This window comes from Streptomyces purpurascens (assembly GCF_045040895.1).
Classification (GTDB): Bacteria; Actinomycetota; Actinomycetes; order Streptomycetales; family Streptomycetaceae; genus Streptomyces; species Streptomyces purpurascens.
In genome coordinates, this window is the sequence record NZ_CP108341.1 from 2,763,914 (window position 1) to 2,786,629 (window position 22,716).

24 protein-coding genes and 1 riboswitch are annotated in these 22,716 nt (G+C 72.1%); of the genes, 17 read left to right on the plus strand and 7 right to left on the minus strand.

The window, feature by feature from the left end:
* Positions 1–16: 16 nt before the first annotated feature.
* From OHU35_RS12600 to OHU35_RS12630, 7 genes are all read left to right on the plus strand, one after another.
* A complete protein-coding gene (locus OHU35_RS12600; RefSeq protein ID WP_189724766.1) occupies positions 17–1,756 on the plus strand; it encodes an MFS transporter in 1,740 nt (579 codons plus the stop codon).
* A 102-nt stretch (positions 1,757–1,858) separates the two neighbouring features.
* The gene (locus OHU35_RS12605) at positions 1,859–2,512 is read left to right on the plus strand and encodes a class I SAM-dependent methyltransferase (protein WP_359896342.1); all 654 of its coding nucleotides are present in this window, start codon (positions 1,859–1,861) and stop codon (positions 2,510–2,512) included.
* Between the two features lie 251 nt (positions 2,513–2,763).
* Positions 2,764–3,051 carry a hypothetical protein gene (locus OHU35_RS12610; protein WP_189724768.1) on the plus strand — a complete coding sequence of 96 codons (288 nt, stop codon included), beginning with the start codon at positions 2,764–2,766 and terminating at the stop codon, positions 3,049–3,051.
* A 63-nt stretch (positions 3,052–3,114) separates the two neighbouring features.
* Entirely contained in the window at positions 3,115–4,074 is a 960-nt protein-coding gene (locus OHU35_RS12615) for an N-acetylmuramoyl-L-alanine amidase (RefSeq protein ID WP_189724769.1), read from the plus strand.
* Between the two features lie 157 nt (positions 4,075–4,231).
* Positions 4,232–5,089, plus strand: a complete 858-nt coding sequence (locus OHU35_RS12620) for a hypothetical protein (RefSeq protein WP_405505329.1) — start codon at positions 4,232–4,234, stop codon at positions 5,087–5,089.
* 97 nt (positions 5,090–5,186) lie between these two features.
* Positions 5,187–6,197 (plus strand): LLM class F420-dependent oxidoreductase, encoded by a 1,011-nt coding sequence (locus OHU35_RS12625; protein WP_405505330.1) that lies wholly within the window; start codon positions 5,187–5,189, stop codon positions 6,195–6,197.
* 46 nt (positions 6,198–6,243) lie between these two features.
* On the plus strand, positions 6,244–6,537 hold the full coding sequence (locus OHU35_RS12630; RefSeq protein ID WP_003989869.1) for a hypothetical protein: 294 nt from the start codon (positions 6,244–6,246) through the stop codon (positions 6,535–6,537).
* Between the two features lie 96 nt (positions 6,538–6,633).
* Here OHU35_RS12630 and OHU35_RS12635 read toward each other — a convergent pair whose 3' ends face one another.
* From OHU35_RS12635 to OHU35_RS12645, 3 genes are read right to left on the minus strand one after another with little or no spacing between them, the layout of a single operon-like run.
* Positions 6,634–7,704 (minus strand): prenyltransferase, encoded by a 1,071-nt coding sequence (locus OHU35_RS12635; RefSeq protein WP_189724772.1) that lies wholly within the window; start codon positions 7,702–7,704, stop codon positions 6,634–6,636.
* Positions 7,701–8,450, minus strand: a complete 750-nt coding sequence (locus OHU35_RS12640) for a class I SAM-dependent methyltransferase (protein WP_189724773.1) — start codon at positions 8,448–8,450, stop codon at positions 7,701–7,703. The genes OHU35_RS12635 and OHU35_RS12640 overlap by 4 nt, the downstream gene beginning before the upstream one ends.
* Positions 8,444–9,889, minus strand: coding sequence for a glycosyltransferase family 4 protein (locus tag OHU35_RS12645; protein ID WP_189724774.1), 1,446 nt, complete (start codon positions 9,887–9,889; stop codon positions 8,444–8,446). The genes OHU35_RS12640 and OHU35_RS12645 overlap by 7 nt, the downstream gene beginning before the upstream one ends.
* A gap of 206 nt (positions 9,890–10,095) precedes the next feature.
* Between OHU35_RS12645 and OHU35_RS12650 the strand changes: the two genes are divergently transcribed.
* Positions 10,096–10,761, plus strand: a complete 666-nt coding sequence (locus OHU35_RS12650) for a TetR family transcriptional regulator (protein WP_189724775.1) — start codon at positions 10,096–10,098, stop codon at positions 10,759–10,761.
* A 380-nt stretch (positions 10,762–11,141) separates the two neighbouring features.
* Complete coding sequence (locus OHU35_RS12655) at positions 11,142–11,462, plus strand: GYD domain-containing protein (RefSeq protein ID WP_189724776.1); 321 nt, start codon at positions 11,142–11,144, stop codon at positions 11,460–11,462.
* A 22-nt stretch (positions 11,463–11,484) separates the two neighbouring features.
* Here the strand turns inward: OHU35_RS12655 and OHU35_RS12660 are convergent, their stop codons facing one another.
* Together OHU35_RS12660 and OHU35_RS12665 are read right to left on the minus strand one after the other, a co-directional pair.
* Entirely contained in the window at positions 11,485–11,718 is a 234-nt protein-coding gene (locus tag OHU35_RS12660; RefSeq protein WP_189724777.1) for a ferredoxin, read from the minus strand.
* 2 nt (positions 11,719–11,720) lie between these two features.
* A complete protein-coding gene (locus tag OHU35_RS12665) occupies positions 11,721–13,172 on the minus strand; it encodes an aldehyde dehydrogenase (RefSeq protein ID WP_189724778.1) in 1,452 nt (483 codons plus the stop codon).
* A 106-nt stretch (positions 13,173–13,278) separates the two neighbouring features.
* Between OHU35_RS12665 and OHU35_RS12670 the strand changes: the two genes are divergently transcribed.
* The 3 genes from OHU35_RS12670 to OHU35_RS12680 all read left to right on the plus strand — a co-directional run bounded on the left by OHU35_RS12670 (position 13,279) and on the right by OHU35_RS12680 (position 15,829).
* Positions 13,279–14,322, plus strand: a complete 1,044-nt coding sequence (locus tag OHU35_RS12670; RefSeq protein ID WP_189724779.1) for an MBL fold metallo-hydrolase — start codon at positions 13,279–13,281, stop codon at positions 14,320–14,322.
* A gap of 50 nt (positions 14,323–14,372) precedes the next feature.
* Positions 14,373–14,828, plus strand: a complete 456-nt coding sequence (locus OHU35_RS12675) for a nuclear transport factor 2 family protein (protein ID WP_189724780.1) — start codon at positions 14,373–14,375, stop codon at positions 14,826–14,828.
* Between the two features lie 92 nt (positions 14,829–14,920).
* Positions 14,921–15,829 (plus strand): helix-turn-helix transcriptional regulator, encoded by a 909-nt coding sequence (locus OHU35_RS12680; protein ID WP_189724781.1) that lies wholly within the window; start codon positions 14,921–14,923, stop codon positions 15,827–15,829.
* 26 nt (positions 15,830–15,855) lie between these two features.
* Here the strand turns inward: OHU35_RS12680 and OHU35_RS12685 are convergent, their stop codons facing one another.
* Entirely contained in the window at positions 15,856–16,671 is an 816-nt protein-coding gene (locus OHU35_RS12685; RefSeq protein ID WP_189724782.1) for an SAM-dependent methyltransferase, read from the minus strand.
* 33 nt (positions 16,672–16,704) lie between these two features.
* Positions 16,705–16,944, minus strand: coding sequence for a hypothetical protein (locus OHU35_RS12690; RefSeq protein ID WP_189724783.1), 240 nt, complete (start codon positions 16,942–16,944; stop codon positions 16,705–16,707).
* Between the two features lie 31 nt (positions 16,945–16,975).
* Positions 16,976–17,108, plus strand: a riboswitch (cobalamin riboswitch).
* Between the two features lie 111 nt (positions 17,109–17,219).
* Between OHU35_RS12690 and OHU35_RS12695 the strand changes: the two genes are divergently transcribed.
* Genes OHU35_RS12695 through OHU35_RS12715 form a run of 5 tightly spaced genes read left to right on the plus strand, consistent with a single transcriptional unit; the run spans position 17,220 to position 22,656 of the window.
* Positions 17,220–18,434, plus strand: a complete 1,215-nt coding sequence (locus tag OHU35_RS12695; protein WP_189724784.1) for a prenyltransferase/squalene oxidase repeat-containing protein — start codon at positions 17,220–17,222, stop codon at positions 18,432–18,434.
* Positions 18,431–19,069, plus strand: coding sequence for an SCO2322 family protein (locus tag OHU35_RS12700; RefSeq protein ID WP_189724785.1), 639 nt, complete (start codon positions 18,431–18,433; stop codon positions 19,067–19,069). The genes OHU35_RS12695 and OHU35_RS12700 overlap by 4 nt, the downstream gene beginning before the upstream one ends.
* The gene (locus OHU35_RS12705) at positions 19,056–20,183 is read left to right on the plus strand and encodes an energy-coupling factor transporter transmembrane component T (protein WP_189724786.1); all 1,128 of its coding nucleotides are present in this window, start codon (positions 19,056–19,058) and stop codon (positions 20,181–20,183) included. The genes OHU35_RS12700 and OHU35_RS12705 overlap by 14 nt, the downstream gene beginning before the upstream one ends.
* Positions 20,180–21,820, plus strand: coding sequence for an ABC transporter ATP-binding protein (locus OHU35_RS12710; protein WP_189724787.1), 1,641 nt, complete (start codon positions 20,180–20,182; stop codon positions 21,818–21,820). The genes OHU35_RS12705 and OHU35_RS12710 overlap by 4 nt, the downstream gene beginning before the upstream one ends.
* The gene (locus OHU35_RS12715) at positions 21,817–22,656 is read left to right on the plus strand and encodes an ECF transporter S component (RefSeq protein ID WP_189724788.1); all 840 of its coding nucleotides are present in this window, start codon (positions 21,817–21,819) and stop codon (positions 22,654–22,656) included. Before OHU35_RS12710 ends, OHU35_RS12715 begins: the two co-directional genes overlap by 4 nt.
* The last annotated feature ends 60 nt before the right edge of the window (positions 22,657–22,716 follow it).

The following is a 22,716-nucleotide window of genomic DNA, read 5'->3' on the forward strand; positions in this document are numbered from 1 at the left end:
CTGGAGGCCCCTCTCAATGACGCAGACGACGACAGAACGTCCCGCCGGCAGAGCGAGCGGGTCCGTGGTCCCGGTGCTCGCCTTCGCGGGCATCGTTGTCGCGGTGATGCAGACCCTGCTCGTCCCGGTCATCAAGGATCTGCCGCAACTGCTGGACACCGACCCCGGCAACGCGACCTGGGTCCTGACCTCGACCCTTCTCTCGGGTGCCGTGGCCACCCCGATCATGGGCCGCCTCGGCGACCTCTACGGCAAGCGGCGCATGCTGATCCTCAGCCTCGCCGTCATGGTGGCCGGCGCGCTGCTCAGCGCGCTCACCAGCGATCTGCTGCTCATGATCACCGGCCGTACGCTCCAGGGCTTCGCGATGGGCGCGATACCGCTCGGCATCGGCCTGATGCGCGACATGCTGCCCCGGGAACGCCTCGGCTCGGCGATGGCCCTGATGAGCTCCTCCATAGGCGTCGGCGGCGGCCTCGCCCTGCCCGCCGCCGCCCTGGTCGCCCAGCACGCCGACTGGCACGCCCTCTTCTACGGCGCCGCCGGCCTCGGTGTGCTCTCCATCGTCCTCACGCTCCTCGTCGTACCGGAGTCCCCGATGCGCGCCGAGGGCTCCTTCGACCTGCTGGGCGCGCTCGGTCTGTCCGCCGGTCTCGTGCTGTTCCTGCTGCCGATCACCAAGGGCAGCGACTGGGGCTGGGCCTCCGGCACCACGCTCGGCCTGTTCGGCGCCGCCGCGGTCGTCCTGCTCCTGTGGGGCGTGATGGAACTGCGCGTCAAGGCCCCCCTGGTGGACCTGCGCACCACGGCCCGCCCGGCCGTCCTCTTCACCAACCTCGCCTCGATCATGGTCGGCGTCTCCTTCTACGTCGTCTCCCTGGTCCTGCCCCAGCTGCTCCAGCTGCCGAAGTCCACCGGCTACGGCCTCGGCCAGTCGATGGTCGTCGCGGGTCTGCTCGTCGCGCCGCTCGGCCTGACGATGATGTTCACGGCGCCCGTCTACGCCCGGCTGTCCGCGAAGTACGGCCCCAAGGTCACCCTGATCCTCGGCCTGCTGATCATCGCGATCGGCTACGGCGCCGGCCTCGGCCTGATGAGCGCCGCCTGGCAGAGCCTGGTCATCTCGGTGCTGCTGGGCGCGGGCATCGGCCTGGCCTACTCCTCGCTGCCCGCGCTGATCGTGGGCGCGGTCCCGGCCTCGGAGACGGGGGCGGCGAACGGCCTCAACACCCTGATGCGTTCCATCGGTACGTCGGTGTCGAGCGCCGTGATCGGCATGGTGCTGGCCAACACCGCGAACAACGTCGGCGGGGTCGCGATCCCGACCATGCACGGCTTCCGGGTCTCCTTCCTGATCGCGACCGCCGCGGTCGCCGTGGGCCTGGTCCTGGCCCTCTTCCTGCCCGGCCGCCGCCCGGCCGCCCATCCGCAGCTGCGGGCCAGCAGCGAGGAGGACGCCAACCTGGAGCACGCGGAAGCGGTCCTGCGCGGCTTCCGCGGCCGGGTCCTGGACGCGGACGGCGCCCCGGTCGCCCGTGCCAAGGTCACGCTGATCGACCGGCGGGGCCGCCAGGCCGGCGCGACCCTCTCCGCCGAGGACGGCAGCTACGCGCTCACCGTCCCCGACCGGGGCTCCTACGTCGTTGCCGCCCGGGCGCCGGGCCACGCCCCGCTCGCCTCGTCCGCGACCCACGCGGGCGACGACCGCCAGGTCGACCTGGACCTGCCGCTGCCGGGCGCGACGGTCCCCGCCTGACCGCCCCGCCGCTCCCTTACTCACCGGTACCCCCTGTCGCCCGTCGGCAGGGGGTACGGCAGCATGGGCGCCCATAACCGTCGTACGACCGGAAGGAACCCCATGCCGCCCGCGGCCCCGAAGCCCGAGATCCTGGCCGCGTTCGAGGCGGCGAAGGGGTTCATGCCCGTGGACGAGGGCCTGGCCCTGTACGCGGCGGCGGTGGAGGCCGGGCGGCTGGGGCTGCCGCTGCTGGAGGTCGGGACGTACTGCGGCCGGTCCACGATCCTGCTCGCCGACGCGGCCCGCGAGGCCGGGGCCGTCGCGCTGACCGTCGACCACCACCGCGGCAGCGAGGAGCAGCAGCCGGGCTGGGAGTACCACGACCCCGAGACGGTCGACCCCGAGCTCGGCCTGATGGACACGCTGCCCACCTTCCGGCGCACCCTGCGCAAGGCCGGCCTGGAGGACCACGTGGTGGCCCTGGTCGGCCGTTCCCCGCAGATCGCGGCGATCTGGGGCACGCCCGTGGGGCTGGTCTTCATCGACGGCGGCCACACCGACGAGCACGCCAACGCCGACTACGAGGGCTGGGCCCCGCACGTCGCCGAGGGCGGCCTGCTCGTCATCCACGACGTCTTCCCTGACCCGCAGGACGAGTTCACCGGCCAGGCCCCGTACCGCGTCTACCTGCGCGCCCTCGCCTCCGGCGCGTTCACCGAGGTCTCGGCGACGGACTCCCTGCGCGTACTGCGGCGCACGGGGCCGGGCGTCTGAAGCGAGCACCGACAGCGGCCTGCGGGGTGCCTACGCCGACCGGCACCCGGCGACAGTGGCGGGATCGAACGACCGCGACGGCGGGGCGTCGGGTGTCCGCGACGGCCGGCGAACCGGGCGCCGGGCGTCCGTGGAGCTCGACGGCTGGGCGGCCGGCCGGGTGAACCGCGCCCCCTCCGCCCTCTCCCGGTCGGCCCACGGGCGGCGTGGCGAGTCGGCGGGTGGCGGGCGCTGCCCGAGGATCCGGCCGCGTGGCACACACCTTCGCAGAGCTCGTGGAGAAGCAGCGCGCGGCGGACGAGGCGCACGCCCGTATGCGGAAACTGCGGGACGCCTACGGTCCGCCCACCCAGACGAAGTGGAGCGACCAGCAGACCACGACGTGGGAGACCGCCTGGCGCGCCTGGCGTGACCTCGCCCGGGACGTCCAGGCGGCGCTGACCGCGTACGCGAGGCAGGAGGACACACCCCGCCAGGAGATCGAGGCGGAGGTGAAGGAGGCGGTACAGCGCGAGGACCCCGACGGGAACGAGAGGTAGCCGCCACCCGCCCGGCCGTCCTCGGCCCGCGGCCGCCCCGGGACGGCCGCTAGGGTGAGGGACGTGTCGTACGTAGGCCCGGACTTCGAACCTCCCCAGCCCCGCCGCTCCCGCCGCGGCCCCCTGACCGTCGCGCTCGCCGCGCTGGTGCCGGGGGCGCTGCTCGGCTGGCTCGTGTACGAGACCGTGGGCGGCTCGGGGGACGGAGGCGGCTCGGATCAGGCGACCGTACGGTCCTCCCCGCCCGCCGCGTCGAGCCCGCCCGCCGACGACAGCACCGACGACGGCAAGAAGCCGGGCGCCGACCCCACGCCCACCGCGTCGTCGCCCTCCGCACCCGCCGCCTCCGGCCCGCTCAAGGGCAAGGTCGTCGTCATCGACCCCGGGCACAACCCGGACAACTTCCAGCACCCGTCCGAGATCAACCGCAAGGTGAACATCGGGACGAACTGGAAGGAGTGCGACACCACCGGAACATCCACCAACGACGGTTACACCGAGGCCAAGTTCACCCTGGACGTCGCGCACCGGATGCGCACGCTCCTCGAAGAGCAGGGCGCCACGGTGAAGCTGACGCAGGACGGCGACCGGCCGTACGGCCCGTGCGTGGACGAGCGGGCCCGGATCGGCAACGAGGCGAAGGCCGACGCCGTGGTCTCGATCCACGCGGACGGCTCGGGCGCCGGCAACCGCGGCTTCCACGTCATCCTGCCCGGCGCGGTCCACGCGGGCTCCGCCGACACCCGCGCGATCGTCGCCCCCTCCCGCGATCTCGGCGAGCGCGTCGCCGGCCGCTTCGTGGCCGTCACCGGCAGCGCGCCGTCCAACTACATCGGCGACGGCTCCGGCCTCGTCACGCGTAAGGACCTGGGCGGTCTCAATCTGTCAACGGTTCCGAAGGTGTTCATCGAGTGCGGCAACATGCGCGATAGCAAGGACGCGGCATCACTGACCAGTGGCGCGTGGAGGCAGAAAGCGGCGCAAGGGATCTCTGAGGGAATCGTGAGTTTCCTGCACGGGTAGCTCTCGACGGGCGGATCCCGGCGGACACCCTGACAGGGCGGACGATAGTGTCTCCCTACGATGAGGGGCCACCCCCGCGCTTCACACAAGGGCCTGACGGCGACATGGTGACAGCGACGCCTCTACCGACGATGAGACGACCTACGAAGGACCTGAAGTGAATATCCGCTCCCTCACTCGAGGCGATGGCGTGGTGCTCGGAGCAGCGGTGTTGCTCTTCATCGCGTCGTTCCTCGACCTCTACTCGTTCGACAATGTCCCCGACAGCGTCGACCTCCCCATGCTGTGGGGCAGCGGCCCGGTCGTGTTCAGCGTCGTGCTGGCCGGAGTCATCGGTGCCGCGCTCGTCGTCGTGGCCCGGGGCCTGCCGCAGGTCCCGAAGGTCGCGGGGCTCGACCTCGGCCAGTTCGGCGCCGCCTTCACGGTGTTCGCCGCGTGGAGCGCGCTCGGCAACATCGTCGACGTGCCGGGTGGCTTCGACAACATCGGTGACAACGCGAGCGACGGCGCCCCGAGCCCCGGCATCGGCCTGATCCTCGCCCTCGTCGCGACGCTGCTCATGGCCGCCGCCGCCATCGCCACCCCCCTCGTCCCGGCTCTCAAGGGCGCCCTCCTCCCGGCCCCCCGCCCGGCCGCCCCGCAGCCCTACGGCGCCCAGCCCCCCGGTGGTTACGGCTACCCGGGCGCCCAGCAGCCCGGCGGCTACGGTCACCCGCAGCCCGGGCAGCCGGGTCAGCCCGGTCAGCCCCAGCCGGGGCAGCCGTTCGGCGGCCAGCCCCAGCCCCAGCAGGCGCAGGCGCCGCAGGCCCCGGCCGGGGACTTCTCGCCGTTCTGGTTCGCGGTGCCGGTGCCGCGTCCGCTGTTCGCCGAGGACGGTTCGCCGACGCCGATCGCCGAACTCGCGCCGGGCACCTGGTACCTGGCCGTCGAGCAGCGCGGCCCGGCCCTGGTCGCGCAGACGCAGGACGGCCGCCGCGGTGTCCTGCAGGACACGTCGGGCATCCAGCGCGGCTGAGCCCACGCCTCCCTCACGGCCCCTCGCCCTTCCGGGCGGGGGGCCGTTGCCGTACAGTCGTCGCCCCAGTCGGCTGACACACCGTCAGGAGGCAGGCATGCGGCTCGGTCTCGCACTCGGCTACTGGGGCCGCGGCCCCTCCCCCGACCACATACCGCTCGCGCGAGAGGCCGAACGGCTGGGCTACGACTCCGTGTGGACGGCGGAGTCCTGGGGCTCGGACGCGTTCACACCGCTCACCTGGATCGCCGCGCACACTTCAACGATCCGTCTGGGCACGGCGGTTGCGCAGATGGCGGCCCGCTCCGCGACCACGACCGCGATGCACGCGCTCACCCTGGACCATCTCTCCGGCGGCCGCATGATGCTGGGCCTCGGACTGTCCGGCCCGCAGGTGGTCGAGGGCTGGTACGGCCGCCCGTTCCCCGCGTCACCGCTCACCGCCACCCGCGAGTACGTCGACGTCGTACGGCAGGTGCTCCGCCGCGAGGCCCCGGTCGAACTGTCCGGACGCTTCCACTCCCACCCGTACCGGGGCCCGGACGCCACGGGTCTGGGCAAGCCCCTCAAGCCGATCACGCATCCGCTCCGCGCCGACCTGCCGATCCTGCTCGGGGCTGAGGGCCCGAAGAACGTCGCCCAGACGGCCCGGATCGCCGACGGCTGGCTGCCGCTGTACTGGTCGCCGACCCGGCCGGAGGTGTACGGCCCGGCCCTGGCCGACCTGCCCGAGGGCTTCCTGGTCGCGCCGATGGCCCAGGCCCGGGTCTGCGACGACGTCGCCGAGGGCCTGCTGCCCGTCAAGACGATGCTCGGCTTCTACATCGGCGGTATGGGACACGCGGCCCGCAACTTCCACGCCGACCTGATGGCCCGCATGGGCTACGCGGAAGACGCCCGCCGCATCCAGGACTTGTTCCTCACCGGCCGCCGGGAGGAGGCCGTCCTCGCCGTTCCCGACGCCTTCGCCGACGAGATCTCCCTGGTCGGCCCGCGCGAACGGATCGCGGAGCGACTGGAGTCGTGGCGCGAGGGTCCGGTGACGGACCTGCTGGTGCTCAGCCCCGACCGCCACACGCTGCGCGTACTCGCCGAGTTGAACGCCTGAGCGAATCCCCGGGTTTCATCCAGAGTTCAAGGGCAACACGGAGGACATGTCCCCTCGATATCGCAACGGTGCGAATCAGGCCGGCACGATCGTCGCGGTCGTGGCCGACATCATGGCTCTCATCCTGGGTCTGTGGATCCTGATGTACCTGCTGGACGCCAACCAGGCGAACAGCTTCGTCCAGTTCATCCACGACGCGGCCCGCTGGCTCGCCGGCTGGTCCCACGACCTCTTCACCTTCGACGAAGCCTGGGCCCGAGTGGTCTGCGGCTACGGCTTGGCGGCGGTGGTCTACCTGTTCGTGGGCCACGCGATAGCCAATCGCGCACACCGGCACTGAAGACACCGCAAGAAGCTCGCCCTCACGGGCGCGGGGAACTGCGCGATCAACCACGCACAACCCGCGCCCGCAAAACCGGCGAAACCCCCCGATCCCCTAGGCGCAGCAGTCCGAGTCCAGCCCCACGGGCAACTCATCCCCACCGAACACCTGGCACGTGGCCTCATGCCCACCCAACGCGGCCACGGCCAGCAACAACGACCCGGCCGTCCACGTGGTCAACTCCCGCGGCCAGATCGCCTCGTCCTCGAAGACATACCCCGTCCAGTACAGCCCGCTCTCCGCATCCCGCAGATGCTGGATCGACTGCAGCACCTCCAACGCCCGGTCGGACTCGCCCATCGCCCACAACGCGAGGGCGAGTTCGGCGGACTCGCCCCCCGTCACCCACGGGTTGGGGACCACGCACCGCACCCCCAGCCCCGGGACGACGAACCGTTCCCAGTCCTCCTCGATACGGGCCTTCGCCTCGGCCCCGGTCAGCGCACCCCCCAGCACCGGGTAGTACCAGTCCATCGAGTACCGGTTCTTGTCCAGGAACCGCTCCGGATGCCGCCGTATCGCATGCCGCAAGGCACCCGCCGCCAGCTCCCAGTCCGGCTGCGCCTCTTCCCGCTGCTCGGCGATCGCCAGCGCGCACCGCAGCGCGTGGTGGATCGAGGAGCTGCCCGTCAGCAGCGCGTCCGCCGTGTCCGTACCGTCGTCGTCGCGCCGCCAGCCGATCTGCCCGCCCGGCTGCTGCAGACGCAGCACGAACTCCACCGCCGCGTAGACCGCCGGCCACATCCGCTCCAGGAACGTGTCGTCGCCGGTGGAGAGGTAGTGGTGCCAGACGCCCACGGCGATGTAGGCGACGAAGTTGGTCTCCCGGCCCCGGTCGGTGACGTCGCCGAACTCCCCGTCCGCGTAGGCCGCGTACCAGGAGCCGTCCTCGTTCTGGTGCCGGGCCAGCCACAGGTAGGCCCGCTCGGCGGCCTCGTGCTCGCCGGCCGTGTCGAGGGCCATGGCCGCCTCGACGTGGTCCCACGGGTCGAGGTGGTGCCCCCGGAACCACGGGATCGCACCGTCCTCGCGCTGCACGGCGAGGATGCCGGCGACGGTCGCGGCGGCCTGCCCGGCGGTGAGGACCCCGGGCAGGACCAGATGTTCCGTCCGGGGAGTGGTCACTGGGCGTCCGCCCCGGTGCCGGCCAGACGCGGCAGGTGCGGCTTGGTGGCGTACGCCACGAAACTCTTGCCGATGAGCGGGTTCAGCGCCTGCTCGGCGACCCGGGTGGCCAGCGGCTTCTTCATGATGTCCCAGACGAGGAGCTTGTGGTACGCCCGCACCGGCAGCGCCTTGTCGTTGTCGACGCCGAACGCGCACTTCAGCCACCAGTAGGGCGAGTGCAGCGCGTGGGCGTGGTGGGTGCCGTAGGGCTTGAGGCCGGCCTCGCGGATGCGCGCCAGGAGTTCGTCCGCCTTGTAGATGCGGATGTGGCCGCCCTCGACCTCGTGGTAGGCGTCGGACAGGGTCCAGCAGACCTTCTCGGGGCCGTACCGCGGGACCGTGATGGCTATGCGCCCGCCGGGCTTGAGCACCCGCACCATCTCCGCGAGGACGCCCTTGTCGTCCGGGATGTGCTCCATCACCTCGGAGATGATGACGACGTCGAAGGACTCGTCGGGGAAGGGCAGCGCCAGGGCGTCGCCCTCCATGGCCGTCGCCGTGGCGCCCTCGGGGGCCTCACCGGCCTCCTTCATCGCCGCGAACCACTTGGCGACCTCGCGGATCTCCTCGCCGTTCTGGTCCAGCGCCACGACCTGAGCGCCACGCCGGAAGCACTCGAACGCGTGCCGGCCGGCACCACAGCCGAGGTCCAGGACGCGGTCGCCCGGCGCGAGCGGGAACCGGGAGAAGTCGACGGTCAGCACGTGGCCCTGCTTTCGGAGTTGACGCCTTCTACATCTGTGGGGGCCGCGGACACGGCACCCGTGACGGCCGCGGGCTCGGCACCCGCCGAGGGCGTGGAGCGGCCGTCGCCCGCCGTGGAGCGGCCCGTGCCGGCGCCCTCGGACCTGGCGATCGCCTCGCGGTACCTGGCCACCGTTCCTTCCGCGGCCCTGGCCCAGGTGAAGTGCCGCAGCACGCGTTCGCGCCCGGCCGCGCCGAGCCGCGCCCGCAGTTCGGCGTCGCTCAGCAGCCGGCTCAGACCGGCGGCCAGCGCGCCCGCGTCCCCCGGGGGCACCGCCAGGCACGTCTCCCCGTCACGGCCCGCGACCTCGGGTATGGCGCCGCCGGTCGTGGCGAGCAGGGGCGTGCCCGTCGCCATGGCCTCCGCGGCCGGCAGCGAGAAGCCCTCGTACAGGGACGGCACACACGCGACCTGTGCCGAGCGAACCAGGTCGACGAGTTCCGCGTCGGAGATGCCCTTGACGAAGTCGACGGCGCCGGCGAGGTCGTACCGCTCCATCGCCTGGGCGACGGGCCCCTCCGTGGGCCGCTTGCCGACGACGACGAGGTGTGCGCCGGGCTGCTCCGTGCGCACCTTGGCGAGCGCCTCGACGAGATGGACCAGGCCCTTCAGCGGCACGTCGGCGCTGGACGTCGTCACGATCCGGCCCGGCACGACCGGCACCGAGGGATCCGGCGAGAACAGGTCGGTGTCGGCGCCGATGTGGACCACGTGGATCCGGTCCTGGCGTACGCCGAGGTGGTCGACGATCTCCTGGCGGGACGTGCCGGAGACGGTGAGCACGGAGGGGAGCCGGCGGGCTACGCGCTTCTGCATGCGCGTGAAGGCGTACCAGCGGCGCACCGAGAAGCGCCGCTTCCAGCCGTCCGCCGCGTCCAGCTCCAACTGCCGGTCGACGGTGATGGGGTGGTGGATCGTGGTCACCAGGGGCGCGCCCACGTCTCCCAGCAGCCCGTACCCGAGCGTCTGGTTGTCGTGGACGACGTCGAACTCGCCGCGGCGGGCCAGCAGATGGCGGCGGGCGCGCAGCGAGAACGTCAGGGGCTCGGGGAAGCCGCCGGTCCACATGGTCGCCACTTCGAGCGCGTCGATCCAGTCGCGGTACTCGTCGCGCTCGGGGGTGCGGAAAGGATCCGGCTGGCGGTAGAGGTCGAGGCTGGGCAGCTCGGTGAGGCTCTGGCCGTCGTAGCCCTCGTCGAGGACGGGGTAGGGCTGGGCACCGATGACCTCGACGCGGTGGCCGAGGCGGGACAGTTCACGCGAGAGGTGCCGGACGTAGACGCCCTGGCCTCCGCAGAACGGGTTCCCTTTATAGGTGAGGAGCGCGATGTGGAGCGGTCGCAAGCCGTCGGCGGCGGGGTCCTCCGAGGGCCCGGCCTCCCTGGCCTCAGCGGTCACTCTGGCCCCCTTCTCCCTGCACTGTCCCGCGAGATTACGCCGGGACGCTAATCTAGAACAAGTTTCAGACTTGATCGTTCGGAGGCTCTGAATCTACCGGCAGGTAGGGGCGCTGTGACCAGTGGATCAGGTGATTCACGCCACGGCCGGTGCCGTGCCATGCTGTCTGATCACTTGCCCTCACGGACCGTCACGGAACGGGATCCATGCCCGCGGAAGCCAAGGTGAACACAGTGGCCAAGGTGGAAGCCAGAGCCGCAGCCCCCGCCTCCCCTCCCCTCACGGAGCGACAGGAGGCCCGCCGTCGCCGCATCCTGCACGCGAGCGCGCAACTGGCCAGCCGGGGCGGTTTCGACGCCGTGCAGATGCGCGAGGTCGCGGAGTCCTCACAGGTGGCGCTCGGCACCCTCTACCGCTACTTCCCCTCCAAGATCCATCTGCTGGTCGCCACGATGCAGGACCAGTTGGAGCACATGCACGGCACGCTGCGGAAGAAGCCCCCGCAGGGCGAGTCGGCGGCCGAGCGGGTCGCGGAGACGCTGATGCGGGCCTTCCGCGCCCTGCAGCGCGAGCCGCATCTGGCCGACGCGATGGTCCGCGCCCTCACCTTCGCCGACCGCAGCGTGAGCCCGGAGGTCGACCAGGTCTCGCGGCAGACGACGGCGATCATCCTGGACGCGATGGGGCTGGAGGACCCGACCCCGGAGCAGCTCTCGGCGGTCCGGGTCATCGAGCACACCTGGCACTCGGCGCTGATCACCTGGCTGTCGGGCCGCGCCTCGATCGCCCAGGTGCGGATCGACATCGAGACGGTGTGCCGGCTGATCGCCCTGACGAAACCGGAAGGCCAGAAGCCGGAAGGGCAGAAGTAGAACCTACGAGACGGGTTCCCTTCGCCGGTATGGTCCGGATCAGGTACTGGGGGTCGCCTTCCGGTCGCCCGGCCTCTCGGCCTTGCGTCCTTCCGGCCTCTCAGCCCTACCGTCGCAGTCGGCACCGGCGGAAACCAACAACCTCTGGCTTCCTGCCACCGTCGGCTACTCCGGTCGGACTCCCTCACTCGCCTCGTAGGCCACTTCCAGGCTAGAACTTCTGTCCGCAGAAGAAACCCCCCTATGCCATATTTTTTGCGAATTGTACCGATCCTCCCCACGTATCCCGGTTGCGCTCCGGCCGCCGCGACGCGGCCCCGGAACAGAAGGAAGATAGGAGAACAAGAGCGACTGTTGGGACAGAGCGGAAGGTGGCCCTCATGTCGAAGTACCTCTTCAAGGTCAAGCTGACCCCGGACGGGCTGAAGGGTCTGCTCAGCGAAGGCGGCTCCGCGCGGCGTGAGGTCGTCGGACGCATGGTCGAGGGCCTCGGGGGCCGGGTGGAGACGATGTACTGGGCGTTCGGCGACGACGACGTCTACCTCACGGCGGAGCTGCCCGGCAACACCTCCGCCGCCGCCATGAGCATGGTCGTGTCGGCCGCCGGCGGGGTACGCACGAACACGGTCGTGCTGCTGTCGGCCGACGAGGTCGACGAGGCGATCCGGCAGAAGGTGCAGTACCGGGCCCCCGGCGCCTGACACACGCACCGTCCGACGCCACCTAGTCCTCCGGCGGGAAGACCGCTTCACCACCACCCCCCAGCGTGATCACGATCGCCTCCACCGGACAGCTCTCCGCCGCCTCCAGTACCCGCTCGTTCGCGTCCGTGTCCGGGGCGACCGGATGGGACTGGCGGGCCGCGTCCAGGCGGAAGCCGTCCGGGGCGTGGTGAACGCACTGGGCACTGCCGATGCACAGGGAGCGGTCGACCTCGACGTGCCAGCGGTCGCCCATCTCTACGCTTCCGCCGGGAGGTGGATCATCTTGTGCTCCAGGTACTCCCCGTATCCCTCGGGCCCGAACTCCCGCCCCAGGCCGGAGTTCTTGTAGCCGCCGAAGGGTCCCAGCATGTCCAGGCTGAAGGTGTTGACCGAGTACGTGCCCGTGCGGACCTGCCGGGCGATCTCGATGCCGTGCTCGACGTCCGCGGTCCAGACGCTGCCGCTCAGCCCGTAGTCGGAGTCGTTGGCGATCTTCACGGCGTCGGACTCGTCGTCGTAGGGCAGCAGGCAGATGACCGGGCCGAAGATCTCCTCGCGGGCGATGCGCATGGAGTTGTCGACGTCGCCGAAGAGGGTCGGCTCGACGTACCAGCCGCGGTCCAGGCCGGCCGGGCGGCCGCCGCCCGTGAGGATCTTCGCGCCCTCCTCCTGCCCGATGCGGATGTAGTCGAGGTTGCGCTGCTGCTGCCGCCTGGCCACGAGCGGGCCCACCTGGGTGGCGGGGTCCAGCGGATCGCCGACCACGAGCGCACCGGCCGCCGCGGCGAGGGCGCCGGCGAACTCGTCGTAGCGGGAGCGCGGGAGGAGGATGCGGGTCTGGGCGACGCAGGCCTGGCCGTTGTTCATCCAGGCCGCGGGGGCGATGCCCGCCACGGCCGTCTCGACGTCCGCGTCGGGCAGGACGACGGCCGCCGACTTGCCGCCCAGTTCGAGCGTCACACGGGTGAGGTTGCGGGCGGCCACCTCCATCACACGCTTCCCGGCCGCGACCGACCCGGTGAAGGACACCTTGTCGATGCCGGGGTGCCCGACCAGGTACTCGCTCACGTCCCGGTCGGCGGGCAGGATCGACAGCACACCCTCGGGCAGCCCGGCCTCGCGGGCGATCTCGCCGAGCAGATACGCGTCCAGCGGTGACTCGGGCGACGGCTTGAGGACGACCGTGCAGCCGGTGAGCAGCGCGGGGGCGAGCTTGGCGGCGGCGACGAACTGCGGGACGTTCCAGGGCACGACGGCCGCGACGACCCCGACGGGCTCGCGCCGCACGAGGATGCGGCCGAGCACGCCGTCGCGCCGCTCCTCGTAGGTGAAGTTCCGCGCGACGGTGATCGCCGAGTCCCAGACCATCACCGCGCCGAAGGCCTGGGCGAGGACGCTCCAGGAGTACGGCGAGCCGTTCTGGCCGGAGATCACGCGGGCGATCTCCTCGTGCCGGGCGACGATCCCGTCCTTGATCCGGCTCACGACCTCGATCCGCTCGTCGAGGCTCATACGCGGCCAGGGCCCCTGGTCGAAGGCCCGCCGCGCCACCCCCACGGCCCGGTCCACATCCGCGGTCGAGGCGTGCGGGACGCGTCCGATGACCTCTTCCGTGTGCGGCGAGATCACCTCGATGACGTCCTCGCCCAGGGGGTCGGTCAACTCCCCGCCGATGAACAGCTGTCCGTGTTCCACGAGCTCGGTCATGGCACATGCCTCCCGGGGACGGGGCCCGTTCCTGACGGTATTTCAGAACTGATACCAGTTCTAGTTATAGTGGGCAATGGCCGTGGGTCGTGGGGGCGGAGGGCAGATGACGAGCAGCCAGAGCGGGCCCGTGCACGATCACGGCGGAGGTGTCCGCTCCCTCCGGGTCCCCATCCCGGACAACCCCCTCGGCCACACACTCGTGTACGTCGTCGACACCGACCGGGGACCGGTCCTGATCGACACCGGCTGGGACGACCCGGAGTCCTGGGACACCCTCGCGGACGGCCTCACGGCCTGCGGCACCTCGGTGGCCGAGATCCACGGCGTGGTCATCACCCACCACCACCCGGACCACCACGGCCTGTCCGGCCGGGTCCGCGAGGCGTCGGGCGCCTGGATCGCGATGCACGCGGCGGACACCGCGGTCGTACGACGGACCCGGGAAGCCCGGCCCGAGCGCTGGTTCTCGTACATGACGGCCAAGCTCACCGCCGCCGGAGCGCCCGAGGAGCACATCGCCCCGCTGCGTACGCCCCGGCCCCGCGCCCTGCCCGGGCTCTCCCCCGCCCTGCCCGACCGCGACATCGTCCCGGGCGAACTCCTCGACCTCGCCGGACGCCGCCTGCGCGCGATCTGGACCCCGGGGCACACGCCCGGCCACGTCTGCCTCCATCTGGAGGAGACCCATCCCGCCCAGCTCCCGGGCCACGGCCGCCTGTTCTCCGGCGACCACCTGCTGCCCGGGATCACCCCGCACATCGGCCTCTACGAGGATCCGGACGACGCCACGGTCACCGACCCCCTCGGCGACTACCTCGACAGCCTCGAACGCGTGGGCCGCCTCGCCCCCGCCGAGGTGCTCCCGGCCCACCAGCACCCGTTCCCGGACGCCGCCGCCCGTGTGCGCGAGCTGCTCACCCACCACGAGGCCCGCCTCACCGCCCTGCGGGCCCTCCTCGCCGAGCCGCTCACGCCCTGGCAGCTCGCCGAACGCATGGAGTGGAACCGCCCCTGGGAGCAGATCCCGTACGGCTCCCGGAACATCGCGGTCTCGGAGGCCGAGGCCCATCTGCGCCGGCTGGTCAAGCTGGGCCGGGCGGAGGCGGTGCCGGGGAGCGAACCGGTGGCGTACATCGCTCTCTCATGACCGGGTAATTCCGCCGGTGCGCCGACGGCCGGGATGCTAGGACCGAGCCCATGGACCCCATGGAGCACCTCCTCGCCGAACGCGCCTGCGAGCGTCTGATCCTCGACTTCGTCCACCGGCTCGACCTGGGCGACCCCTCCTCCGTCGCCGAGCTGTTCACCGAGGACGGCGTCTGGCAGTGGCCGCGGGACGGGCGGCTCGTCAAGGGCCGTGACGCCCTGCGCGCCTACTTCGGCTCCCGCCCCGCCGACCGGCTCTCCCGCCGCATGATGTCCAACGTCCTGGTCACAGTGGAGTCCCCGGACACCGCCAGGGCGATCTCGTACTTCACGACGTACCGCGTCGACGGCTACGACGGCGGCATGGTCCCGGCCGGGCCGCCGGTCCAGGTCGGGCACTACGAGGATGCCTTCCACCGGGCCGACGGCAGCTGGCTGCTCGCCTCCCGGACTCTTCACCTGCCCTTCGGCGGTCCCACACCGCGCCCGAACTCGCCTTTGGCATAAGCCGGATGGGGTCAGGGCAGGGCCTCTAGGATGAACGAGCCGCGACGCCCCCACGCGTGCGGCGCTGCGTACCACCGCAAGGAGACATGCCCATGGGCACCGAAGAGGCCGCTCGAACGTCGCCCTTCAGCGGAGTCCTGGACGGGAGGTCGGCCGGGCCCATGGTGCCTCGGCTCGCGCTGGGCGCCCGGCTGCGCAGGCTGCGGGACGCGCGAGGCATCGGCAGGGCGGAGGCGGGTCATGTCATCCGCGCCTCCCCCTCCAAGATCAGCCGCATGGAGGCCGGGCGCCACGGGTTCAAACTGCGGGACGTCGCCGACCTGCTCACGTTCTACGGCGTCACGGACGAGGCCGAACGCGCCACGCTGCTGGCGCTGGCCGAACAGGCCAACACCCACGCCTGGTGGCAGTACTACAGCGATGTGGTGCCCTCCTGGACGCAGTCCTACCTCGGCGCCGAACAGGCGGCGAGCGTCATCCGCTGCTTCCAGATACAGCGCGTTCCCGAGCTGCTGCAGACCCCCGACTACGCGCGGGCGGCCGTCCAGCTCGCCCACGTCGACGCCGACGCGCGCGAGATCGACCGCCGGGTGGCGTTGCGGATGACCCGGCAGCGGATCCTGCACCGGCAGCCGGGCACGGCCCAGCTCTGGGCCGTGATCGACGAGGCGGCGCTGCGGCGCCCGGTGGGCGGGCCGGCGGTGATGCGCGCCCAGCTCAGACATCTCATCGAGATCTGCCGGCTGCCGCAGGTGACCGTCCAGATCCTGCCGTTCCTCTCCGGCGGGCATGCCGCGGAGGGCGGTCCGGTCACCATCCTGCGGCTGCCCGGCGGCCAGTTGCCCGACGTGGTCTACCTCGAGCAGCTCACCACCGCGCTCTATCCCGACCGGCCGGCGGACATCGAGCGCTACTGGGATGCCATGAACCGGCTGGTGGTCGAAGCCGAGTCGCCGGACGAGACTCCGACCATCCTGCACCGCATACTTCAGGAGACCTGAGCGAGGCCCCCGGGGTTCAGCCGGGTTCAGCGCTTGAGGGCGACACCGCCGTACTGGTGCACCTCCGCGGGCAGGCCCAGGGCCTCGGCGTCGGGACGCCAGCGCGAGCAGGACGTGACGCCCGGCTCCAGCAGCTCCAGACCGTCGAAGTAGCGGGCGATCTGCTCGGGGCTGCGCAGGATGTACGGGATGGAGCCGCCGTCGTTGTACTGCCCGATGGCCCTGACGTAGTCCTCGCTGGTGTCGGTGCTGTCGTACTGGACGAGGTAGCTGCCGGGAGGCAGGGCCTCCACCAGCTGCGACACGATCGAGCGTGCCTCGTCGTGGTCCTCGATGTGACCGAGGATGCCCATCAGCATGAGCGCGACGGGCTGGTCGAAGTCCAGCGTCTTCCCGGCTTCCCGGACGATCGTGCTCGGCTTGCGCAGGTCGGCGTCGACGTAGTTGGTGACGCCTTCCGGTGTGCTGGTGAGCAGCGCGCGGGCGTGGGCCAGCACCAGCGGGTCGTTGTCGACGTAGACGATCCGGCTCTCCGGAGCCACCCGCTGGGCGATCTGGTGGGTGTTGTCCACGTTGGGCAGCCCGGTGCCGATGTCCAGGAACTGCCGGATGCCCTCTTCGGCGGCGAGATGGCGGACGGCGCGGGCGAGGAAGTAGCGGGCGGCGCGGGCCCCGGTCTCGATACCGGGGAAGATCTCACGGAACGCGTCACCGGCCACACGGTCGACTTCGTAGTTGTCCTTCCCGCCCAGCCAGTAGTTCCAGATCCGGGCCGAGTGCGGAACCGAGGTATCGATCTTGGAGAGCGGCTCCTGCTCGGAGTTCTCCACCTGATCAGTCATGGACGCTCCTGCGTGTGGTCGTGGAGCTTCACGTTAACCGGTTTGCCCCACGGACAGGATCAACTCCTCGGCCGTGTCCAGCAGTTCAACCTCTCCACGCGTCATGGTCGGACTTGCGGCCCGGCGGCGCAGGGCCTCCGTCAGGGCGGGCCGGGTGAGCGGGGACGGGTCGGCGAGGAGGGCGGACAGCACGGCGCGGGCGGGGGTGGCGAGGGCGTCACCGGAGACGGCGGCCTGGGCGAGGACCACGGTTCCCGGTGGTGTGGTCGGCATGGGGCGAAGCTACCCTCGGGCGTTTTCCTACGTGCGGGTACAGTAGGCGGGTCGTCATCACCCGTACGGGGAGAAGCCGGTGCAATTCCGGCGCTGACCCGCAACCGTGAACCGCCCGCCGAGGCAGGCGGTGAGCCGGATCGCCCCGTACGGATCGTGACCGGCTCACGTGCCCGGCGCCCGCCGGCGCACGGCACCGTCGAGGTATACGGAGCCGAGCCGCCGGGGTGTCCCGTGCTGCCCGGCTCCCTCACAGGGAGAGGCACCCGCCGATCATGAACGTCCGCCGCAGCGCAGCGGTCCTGGCCGCCGTCACCGTGATCGGCGCCGCCACGCCGGCCGCCGCCGCTCCGTCCCCTTCGCCGTCCCAGGCGTTCCCCTCCGCCCTGTACGGAGACAAGGACCCCAAGTTCGACGGCGTCTGGCGCCAGTCGCTCGCCCTGCTGGCCCAGGACACGGTGGGTGAGAAGCCGGCCGCCAAGTCCGTGCAGTGGCTGGTCCGGCAGCAGTGCGAGGACGGCGGGTTCGCCGCGTACCGCCCGGACCCCACCGCCGCGTGCGACGCCAAGACCATGCTCGACACCAACGCCACGGCCGCCGCCGTCCAGGCCCTCGCCGCGCTCGGCGGACAGGACGCCGTCGCCGACAAGGCCGTCGGCTGGCTGAAGTCCGTCCAGAACGAGGACGGCGGCTGGGGCTACGCGCCCGGCGGCGCCAGCGACACCAACTCGACGTCCGTCGTCATCGGCGCGCTGACCGCCGCGGGCGAGAAGCCGGACCAGGTCGACAAGGGCGGAAAATCGCCCGACGACGCCCTGCTGAAGCTCGCCCTCCCCTGCGGCGGGGACGACGACGGCGCCTTCGCGTTCCAGCCGGACAAGAAGGGCGAGCTGACCGCCAACGCGGACGCCACGGCGGCCGGTGTGCTCGGCGCCCTGGGCCAGGGCATGGTGGTGAAGGCCGGCAAGAAGTCCGACGCCGGCTGCGCGGATCCCCGTACGCCGCAGCAGGCCGCGGCCAACGGCGCCGCCTATCTCACGCAGACCCTCGCCAAGGACGACGACCACCTCACCTCCGCCCTCGCCGGCTCGGACCCCCAGCCCGACCACGGCAACACCGCCGACGCGGTCGTGGCGCTCGCCGCGCAGGGCGAGACCGCGCAGGCCGGGAAGTCCGTGCGGTGGCTGGAGAAGAACTCCGCCGGCTGGGCCGAGCAGGGCGGCCCCGCCGCCTACGCCCAACTGATCTTCGCCGCGCACGCGACGGGCACGAACCCGCGTGACTTCGGCGGCACGGACCTGGTGAAGCAGCTCAACGCGACGGGCCCGGCCCCGCAGGCCCCCGAACAGCCCTCGGCGGCCGACAAGAAGGACGACTCGGACTCGACGTCGGACTTCTTCGGCGTCTGGTGGTACGTCGGGGTCTGCCTCGTCGCCGGTATCGGCATCGGCTTCCTCTTCACCGGCCGCAGGAAGAGCCGGCAGTCGTGATCCGCCGCGCCGTTCTCCTCCTCCTGGCCTCGCTCCTGCTGATCGCGGGCGCGGGCCAGGCCCAGGCCGCCGGCTACCGGTACTGGTCGTTCTGGGACCGCGACGGCGACCGCTGGGTCTACGCCACCCAGGGCCCGTCCATGGCCCGCCCCTCGGACGGCGACGTCCAGGGCTTCCGCTTCACGGTGAGCGAGGACTCCTCCGAGGCGGCCCGGCCGCGCGGCACGGCCGACTTCGGGACCATCTGCGCGAAGACGCCCGCGCGGGACGGCGAGAAGCGGGTGGCTCTCGTCATCGACTCCGGCACGACGGCGGACGCCCCCCAGGGCGAGACCCCGCCCCCCGCCCGGACGGCCTGCGCCCGGGTCTCCCCCGACGCCACCACGGCGGAGGCCCTCGCGACGGTCGCCAAGCCCCTGCGCTACGACACCGACGCCCTGCTGTGCGCGATCGCGGGGTACCCGGAGAAGGGCTGTGGAGAGCAGGTGTCCGGCTCCCGGAAGTCGTCACCGGCGGCGAAGAAGGACACCTCCGACGACAACGGCCCGTCCCTGGGCCTGCTGGCGGGCATCGCCGTGGTGACGGCACTGGGTGCGGCGGCGATCTGGCAGGTACGGCGGCGTGACCAGGCTTAGCAGCGTGGACCGGCTCAGCCACGGGCCGGCCCGCCCCCAGCGCCCGCGCCGAGCATCCCTGCACCCCGGCGCCTGGTGGCTCTGGTCCCTCTCCCTCGGCACCGCGGCCACCCGCACCACCAACCCCCTGCTCCTCTCCCTCCTCATCGCGGTCTCCGCCTACGTCGTGGCGACCTGCCGCCCCCCGACCCCCTGGTCCCGGTCCTACGGCGCCTTCGTCAAACTCGCCCTCGCCGTCCTGCTCATCCGGCTCCTCTTCGCGATCGTCCTCGGCTCCCCCATCCCCGGCACGCACACCCTCGCCACCCTCCCCGAGGTGCCCCTCCCCGACTGGGCCCAGGGCATCCGCCTCGGCGGCGAGGTCACGGCCGAGGCCCTGACCTTCGCGTTGTACGACGGTCTGAGACTGGCCACCCTCCTCGTCTGCGTCGGCGCCGCGAACGCCCTCGCCAACCCCTCACGCCTCCTCAAGTCCCTCCCGGGCGCCCTGTACGAGATGGGTGTCGCGGTCGTCGTCGCCCTCACCTTCGCGCCGAACCTCATCGCCGACGTCCAGCGCCTGCGCTCCGCCCGCCGGCTGCGCGGCCGACCGGACAAGGGCGTCCGGGGCCTGCTGCAGGTGGGCCTCCCGGTCCTGGAGGGCGCGTTGGAGCGCTCGGTGTCCCTGGCCGCCGCGATGGACGCCCGCGGCTACGGCCGTACCGCCCAGGTCCCGGCCGCGGTCCGCCGTACCACCGCCGCCCTCACCCTCGGCGGCCTGCTCGGCGTCTGCGCCGGAACGTACGGGCTGCTCACCGCCGAGGGCGCCACCTACGGCTTCCCGGTCCTGCTCGTCGGCCTCGCCGCCGCCCTCGCGGGTCTCAGGCTCGGCGGCCGGCGGTCGCTGCGCACCCGGTACCGCCCGGACCGCTGGGACGTGCGCGCCCTGCTGGTCGTCGCCTCCGGCGTGGCGGTCGCCGCGCTGCTCGTGCTCGCCGCCGTCCGTGACCCCGCGGCCCTGCACCCCGGCGTGGTGCCGCTCGTGGCCCCCACGCTCCCCGTCTGGCCCGCGGGGGCGATCCTCCTCGGCCTGCTGCCCGCGTTCGTCGCCCCCGAGCCCAAGGAATCGTCGTGATCCGCTTCGAAGATGTCTCCGTGACGTACGACGGTGCCTCCGAACCCACCGTCCAGGGCGTCGACTTCGAGGTCCCGGAGGGCGAACTCGTCCTCCTGGCCGGCCCGTCCGGCGTCGGCAAGTCCACCGTCCTGGGCGCGGTCAGCGGGCTCGTGCCGCACTTCACCGGAGGCACCCTGCGCGGCAGGGTCACGGTGGCCGGACGCGACACCCGCACACACAAGCCACGCGAACTCGCCGACGTCGTCGGCACGGTGGGCCAGGACCCGCTCGCCCACTTCGTCACCGACACCGTCGAGGACGAACTCGCCTACGGCATGGAGTCGCTGGGCCTCGCCCCGGATGTGATGCGCCGCCGCGTCGAGGAGACGCTCGACCTCCTCGGCCTCGCCGACCTGCGCAACCGTCCGATCGCCACACTCTCCGGCGGCCAGCAACAGCGCGTCGCCATCGGCTCGGTCCTCACCCCGCACCCGAGCGTCCTCGTCCTGGACGAACCGACCTCCGCCCTCGACCCCGCAGCCGCCGAGGAGGTCCTGGCGGTCCTCCAGCGCCTCGTCCACGACCTCGGCACGACGGTCCTCATGGCCGAACACCGCCTGGAACGCGTCATCCAGTACGCCGACCAGGTCGCCCTGCTCCCGGCCCCGGGCGCGTCCCCGATCCTGGGCACCCCGGCCGAGGTGATGGCCGTGTCGCCGGTGTATCCCCCGGTGGTGGCCCTGGGCCGCCTGGCGGGCTGGACGCCCTTGCCGCTGACGGTCCGTGACGCGCGACGAAGGGCAGCGGATCTACGCCGACAGCTGGACATCGCCCCTGAGGGGCGCGGGGAACTGCGCGCTCAGCCACAGACCACCCGAACCCGCGAACACTCCACGGCCGAAGTCCAAGCCCTCTCGGTAACCCGCGCCCGCATCCAAGCCCTGACCCATATCGACCTCACCATCACCCCCGGCGAAACCATCGCCCTCATGGGCCGCAACGGCGCCGGAAAATCCACCCTCCTCAACGCACTCGTCGGCCTGGTCACCCCCACCTCCGGAACCGTCCGACTCGGCGAAGCCACACCCCATCGCACCGCCCCCAAGGACCTCGTCCGCAAGGTCGGCCTCGTCCCCCAGGAACCCCGCGACCTGCTCTACGCCGACACCGTCGCCGCCGAGTGCACGGCGGCCGACCAGGACGCGGGAGCAGAACCCGGCACCTGCCGTGCCCTGGTCACGGAGCTGGTCCCGGGCGTCACCGACGACATCCACCCCCGGGACCTCTCGGAGGGCCAGCGCCTCGCCCTCGCCCTGGCCGTCGTGCTGACCGCCCGGCCGCCACTGCTCCTGCTGGACGAGCCGACCCGCGGCCTGGACTACGCGGCGAAGGCCCGGCTGGTCGGTGTGCTGCGCGGTCTGGCAGCCGAGGGGCACGCCATCGTGCTGGCCACGCACGATGTCGAGCTGGCCGCCGAGATCGCCCACCGGGTGGTGCTGCTGGCCGAGGGCGAGGTGATCGCCGACGGCCCGACGGCGGAGGTCGTGGTCTCCTCCCCGTCCTTCGCCCCGCAGGTCACCAAGATCCTGGCCCCGCAGCACTGGCTCACGGTCTCCCAGGTCCGCGAGGCCCTGCACCCCGGGGGCGGGTCATGAGCACCCAGCGCCAGGCCCGCGCCGTCCGCCTCGGCCCCCGCTCCCTCGCCTCCCTGTTCCTGGTCAGCGCGGTGGGCGTGGTCGGCTTCACCTGGCCCTTCCTCGCTCCGCCCACCTCCCGGCTCAGCGCGCACGCACAGGACGCGCCCTGGCTCTTCGCGGGCCTGCTGGTGCTGCTCGTGGCGGTGGTCGCCGCGGCGATCTCCGAGTCCGGTCTGGGCCCGAAGGCGGTCGCGATGCTCGGCGTGCTGGCCGCCACGGGGGCCGCCCTGCGGCCGATCGGCGCCGGTACCGCCGGGATCGAGCCGATGTTCTTCCTGATGGTGCTGAGCGGCCGGGTCCTCGGCCCGGGCTTCGGGTTCGTCCTCGGCTCGGTGACGATGTTCGCGTCCGCGCTGCTCACGGGCGGGGTGGGCCCGTGGCTGCCGTTCCAGATGCTGGCGATGGGCTGGTTCGCGATGGGCGCGGGCCTGCTGCCGGGCCCGGACCGGCTGCGCGGCCGTACCGAGCTGGTGATGCTCGCCGGCTACGGCTTCCTCGCCGCCTTCGCCTACGGCACGGTGATGAACATGGCGGGCTGGCCCTTCATGAGCGCGCTCGCCTCGAACGTCGCCTTCGACCCGCACGCGGCGGTCCCCGCCAACCTGGCCCGTTTCCTGGCGTACTGCCTGGCCACCTCGCTCGGCTGGGACCTGGGCCGGGCCGTCGTCACGGTCGTCCTGACGCTCACCCTCGGTCCGGCGGTGCTCAGGGCGCTGCGCCGCGCCACACGCCGGGCGGCGTTCGAGACGCCGGTCACGTTCGACACCCCGCCGACCGTGAGGCGCCCCACGTGACTCAGGTCACATACGAAGCGAGGCCGTAGGGACTACCCCCGGTCACGGGCCGGACCGTCA

Excerpts from the sequence above, each read along its gene's own strand:
- OHU35_RS12605 (WP_359896342.1), top strand. The coding sequence starts at position 1,859 with ATGCCGCCCGCGGCCCCGAAGCCCGAGATCCTGGCCGCGTTCGAGGCG.
- OHU35_RS12625 (WP_405505330.1), top strand. The coding sequence starts at position 5,187 with ATGCGGCTCGGTCTCGCACTCGGCTACTGGGGCCGCGGCCCCTCCCCC.
- OHU35_RS12665 (WP_189724778.1), bottom strand. The coding sequence starts at position 13,172 with ATGACCGAGCTCGTGGAACACGGACAGCTGTTCATCGGCGGGGAGTTG.
- OHU35_RS12655 (WP_189724776.1), top strand. The coding sequence starts at position 11,142 with ATGTCGAAGTACCTCTTCAAGGTCAAGCTGACCCCGGACGGGCTGAAG.
- OHU35_RS12690 (WP_189724783.1), bottom strand. The coding sequence starts at position 16,944 with ATGCCGACCACACCACCGGGAACCGTGGTCCTCGCCCAGGCCGCCGTC.
- OHU35_RS12695 (WP_189724784.1), top strand. The coding sequence starts at position 17,220 with ATGAACGTCCGCCGCAGCGCAGCGGTCCTGGCCGCCGTCACCGTGATC.
- OHU35_RS12675 (WP_189724780.1), top strand. The coding sequence starts at position 14,373 with ATGGACCCCATGGAGCACCTCCTCGCCGAACGCGCCTGCGAGCGTCTG.
- OHU35_RS12715 (WP_189724788.1), top strand. The coding sequence starts at position 21,817 with ATGAGCACCCAGCGCCAGGCCCGCGCCGTCCGCCTCGGCCCCCGCTCC.
- OHU35_RS12685 (WP_189724782.1), bottom strand. The coding sequence starts at position 16,671 with ATGACTGATCAGGTGGAGAACTCCGAGCAGGAGCCGCTCTCCAAGATC.
- OHU35_RS12650 (WP_189724775.1), top strand. The coding sequence starts at position 10,096 with ATGCCCGCGGAAGCCAAGGTGAACACAGTGGCCAAGGTGGAAGCCAGA.
- OHU35_RS12600 (WP_189724766.1), top strand. The coding sequence starts at position 17 with ATGACGCAGACGACGACAGAACGTCCCGCCGGCAGAGCGAGCGGGTCC.
- OHU35_RS12630 (WP_003989869.1), top strand. The coding sequence starts at position 6,244 with ATGTCCCCTCGATATCGCAACGGTGCGAATCAGGCCGGCACGATCGTC.
- OHU35_RS12680 (WP_189724781.1), top strand. The coding sequence starts at position 14,921 with ATGGGCACCGAAGAGGCCGCTCGAACGTCGCCCTTCAGCGGAGTCCTG.
- OHU35_RS12660 (WP_189724777.1), bottom strand. The coding sequence starts at position 11,718 with ATGGGCGACCGCTGGCACGTCGAGGTCGACCGCTCCCTGTGCATCGGC.
- OHU35_RS12670 (WP_189724779.1), top strand. The coding sequence starts at position 13,279 with ATGACGAGCAGCCAGAGCGGGCCCGTGCACGATCACGGCGGAGGTGTC.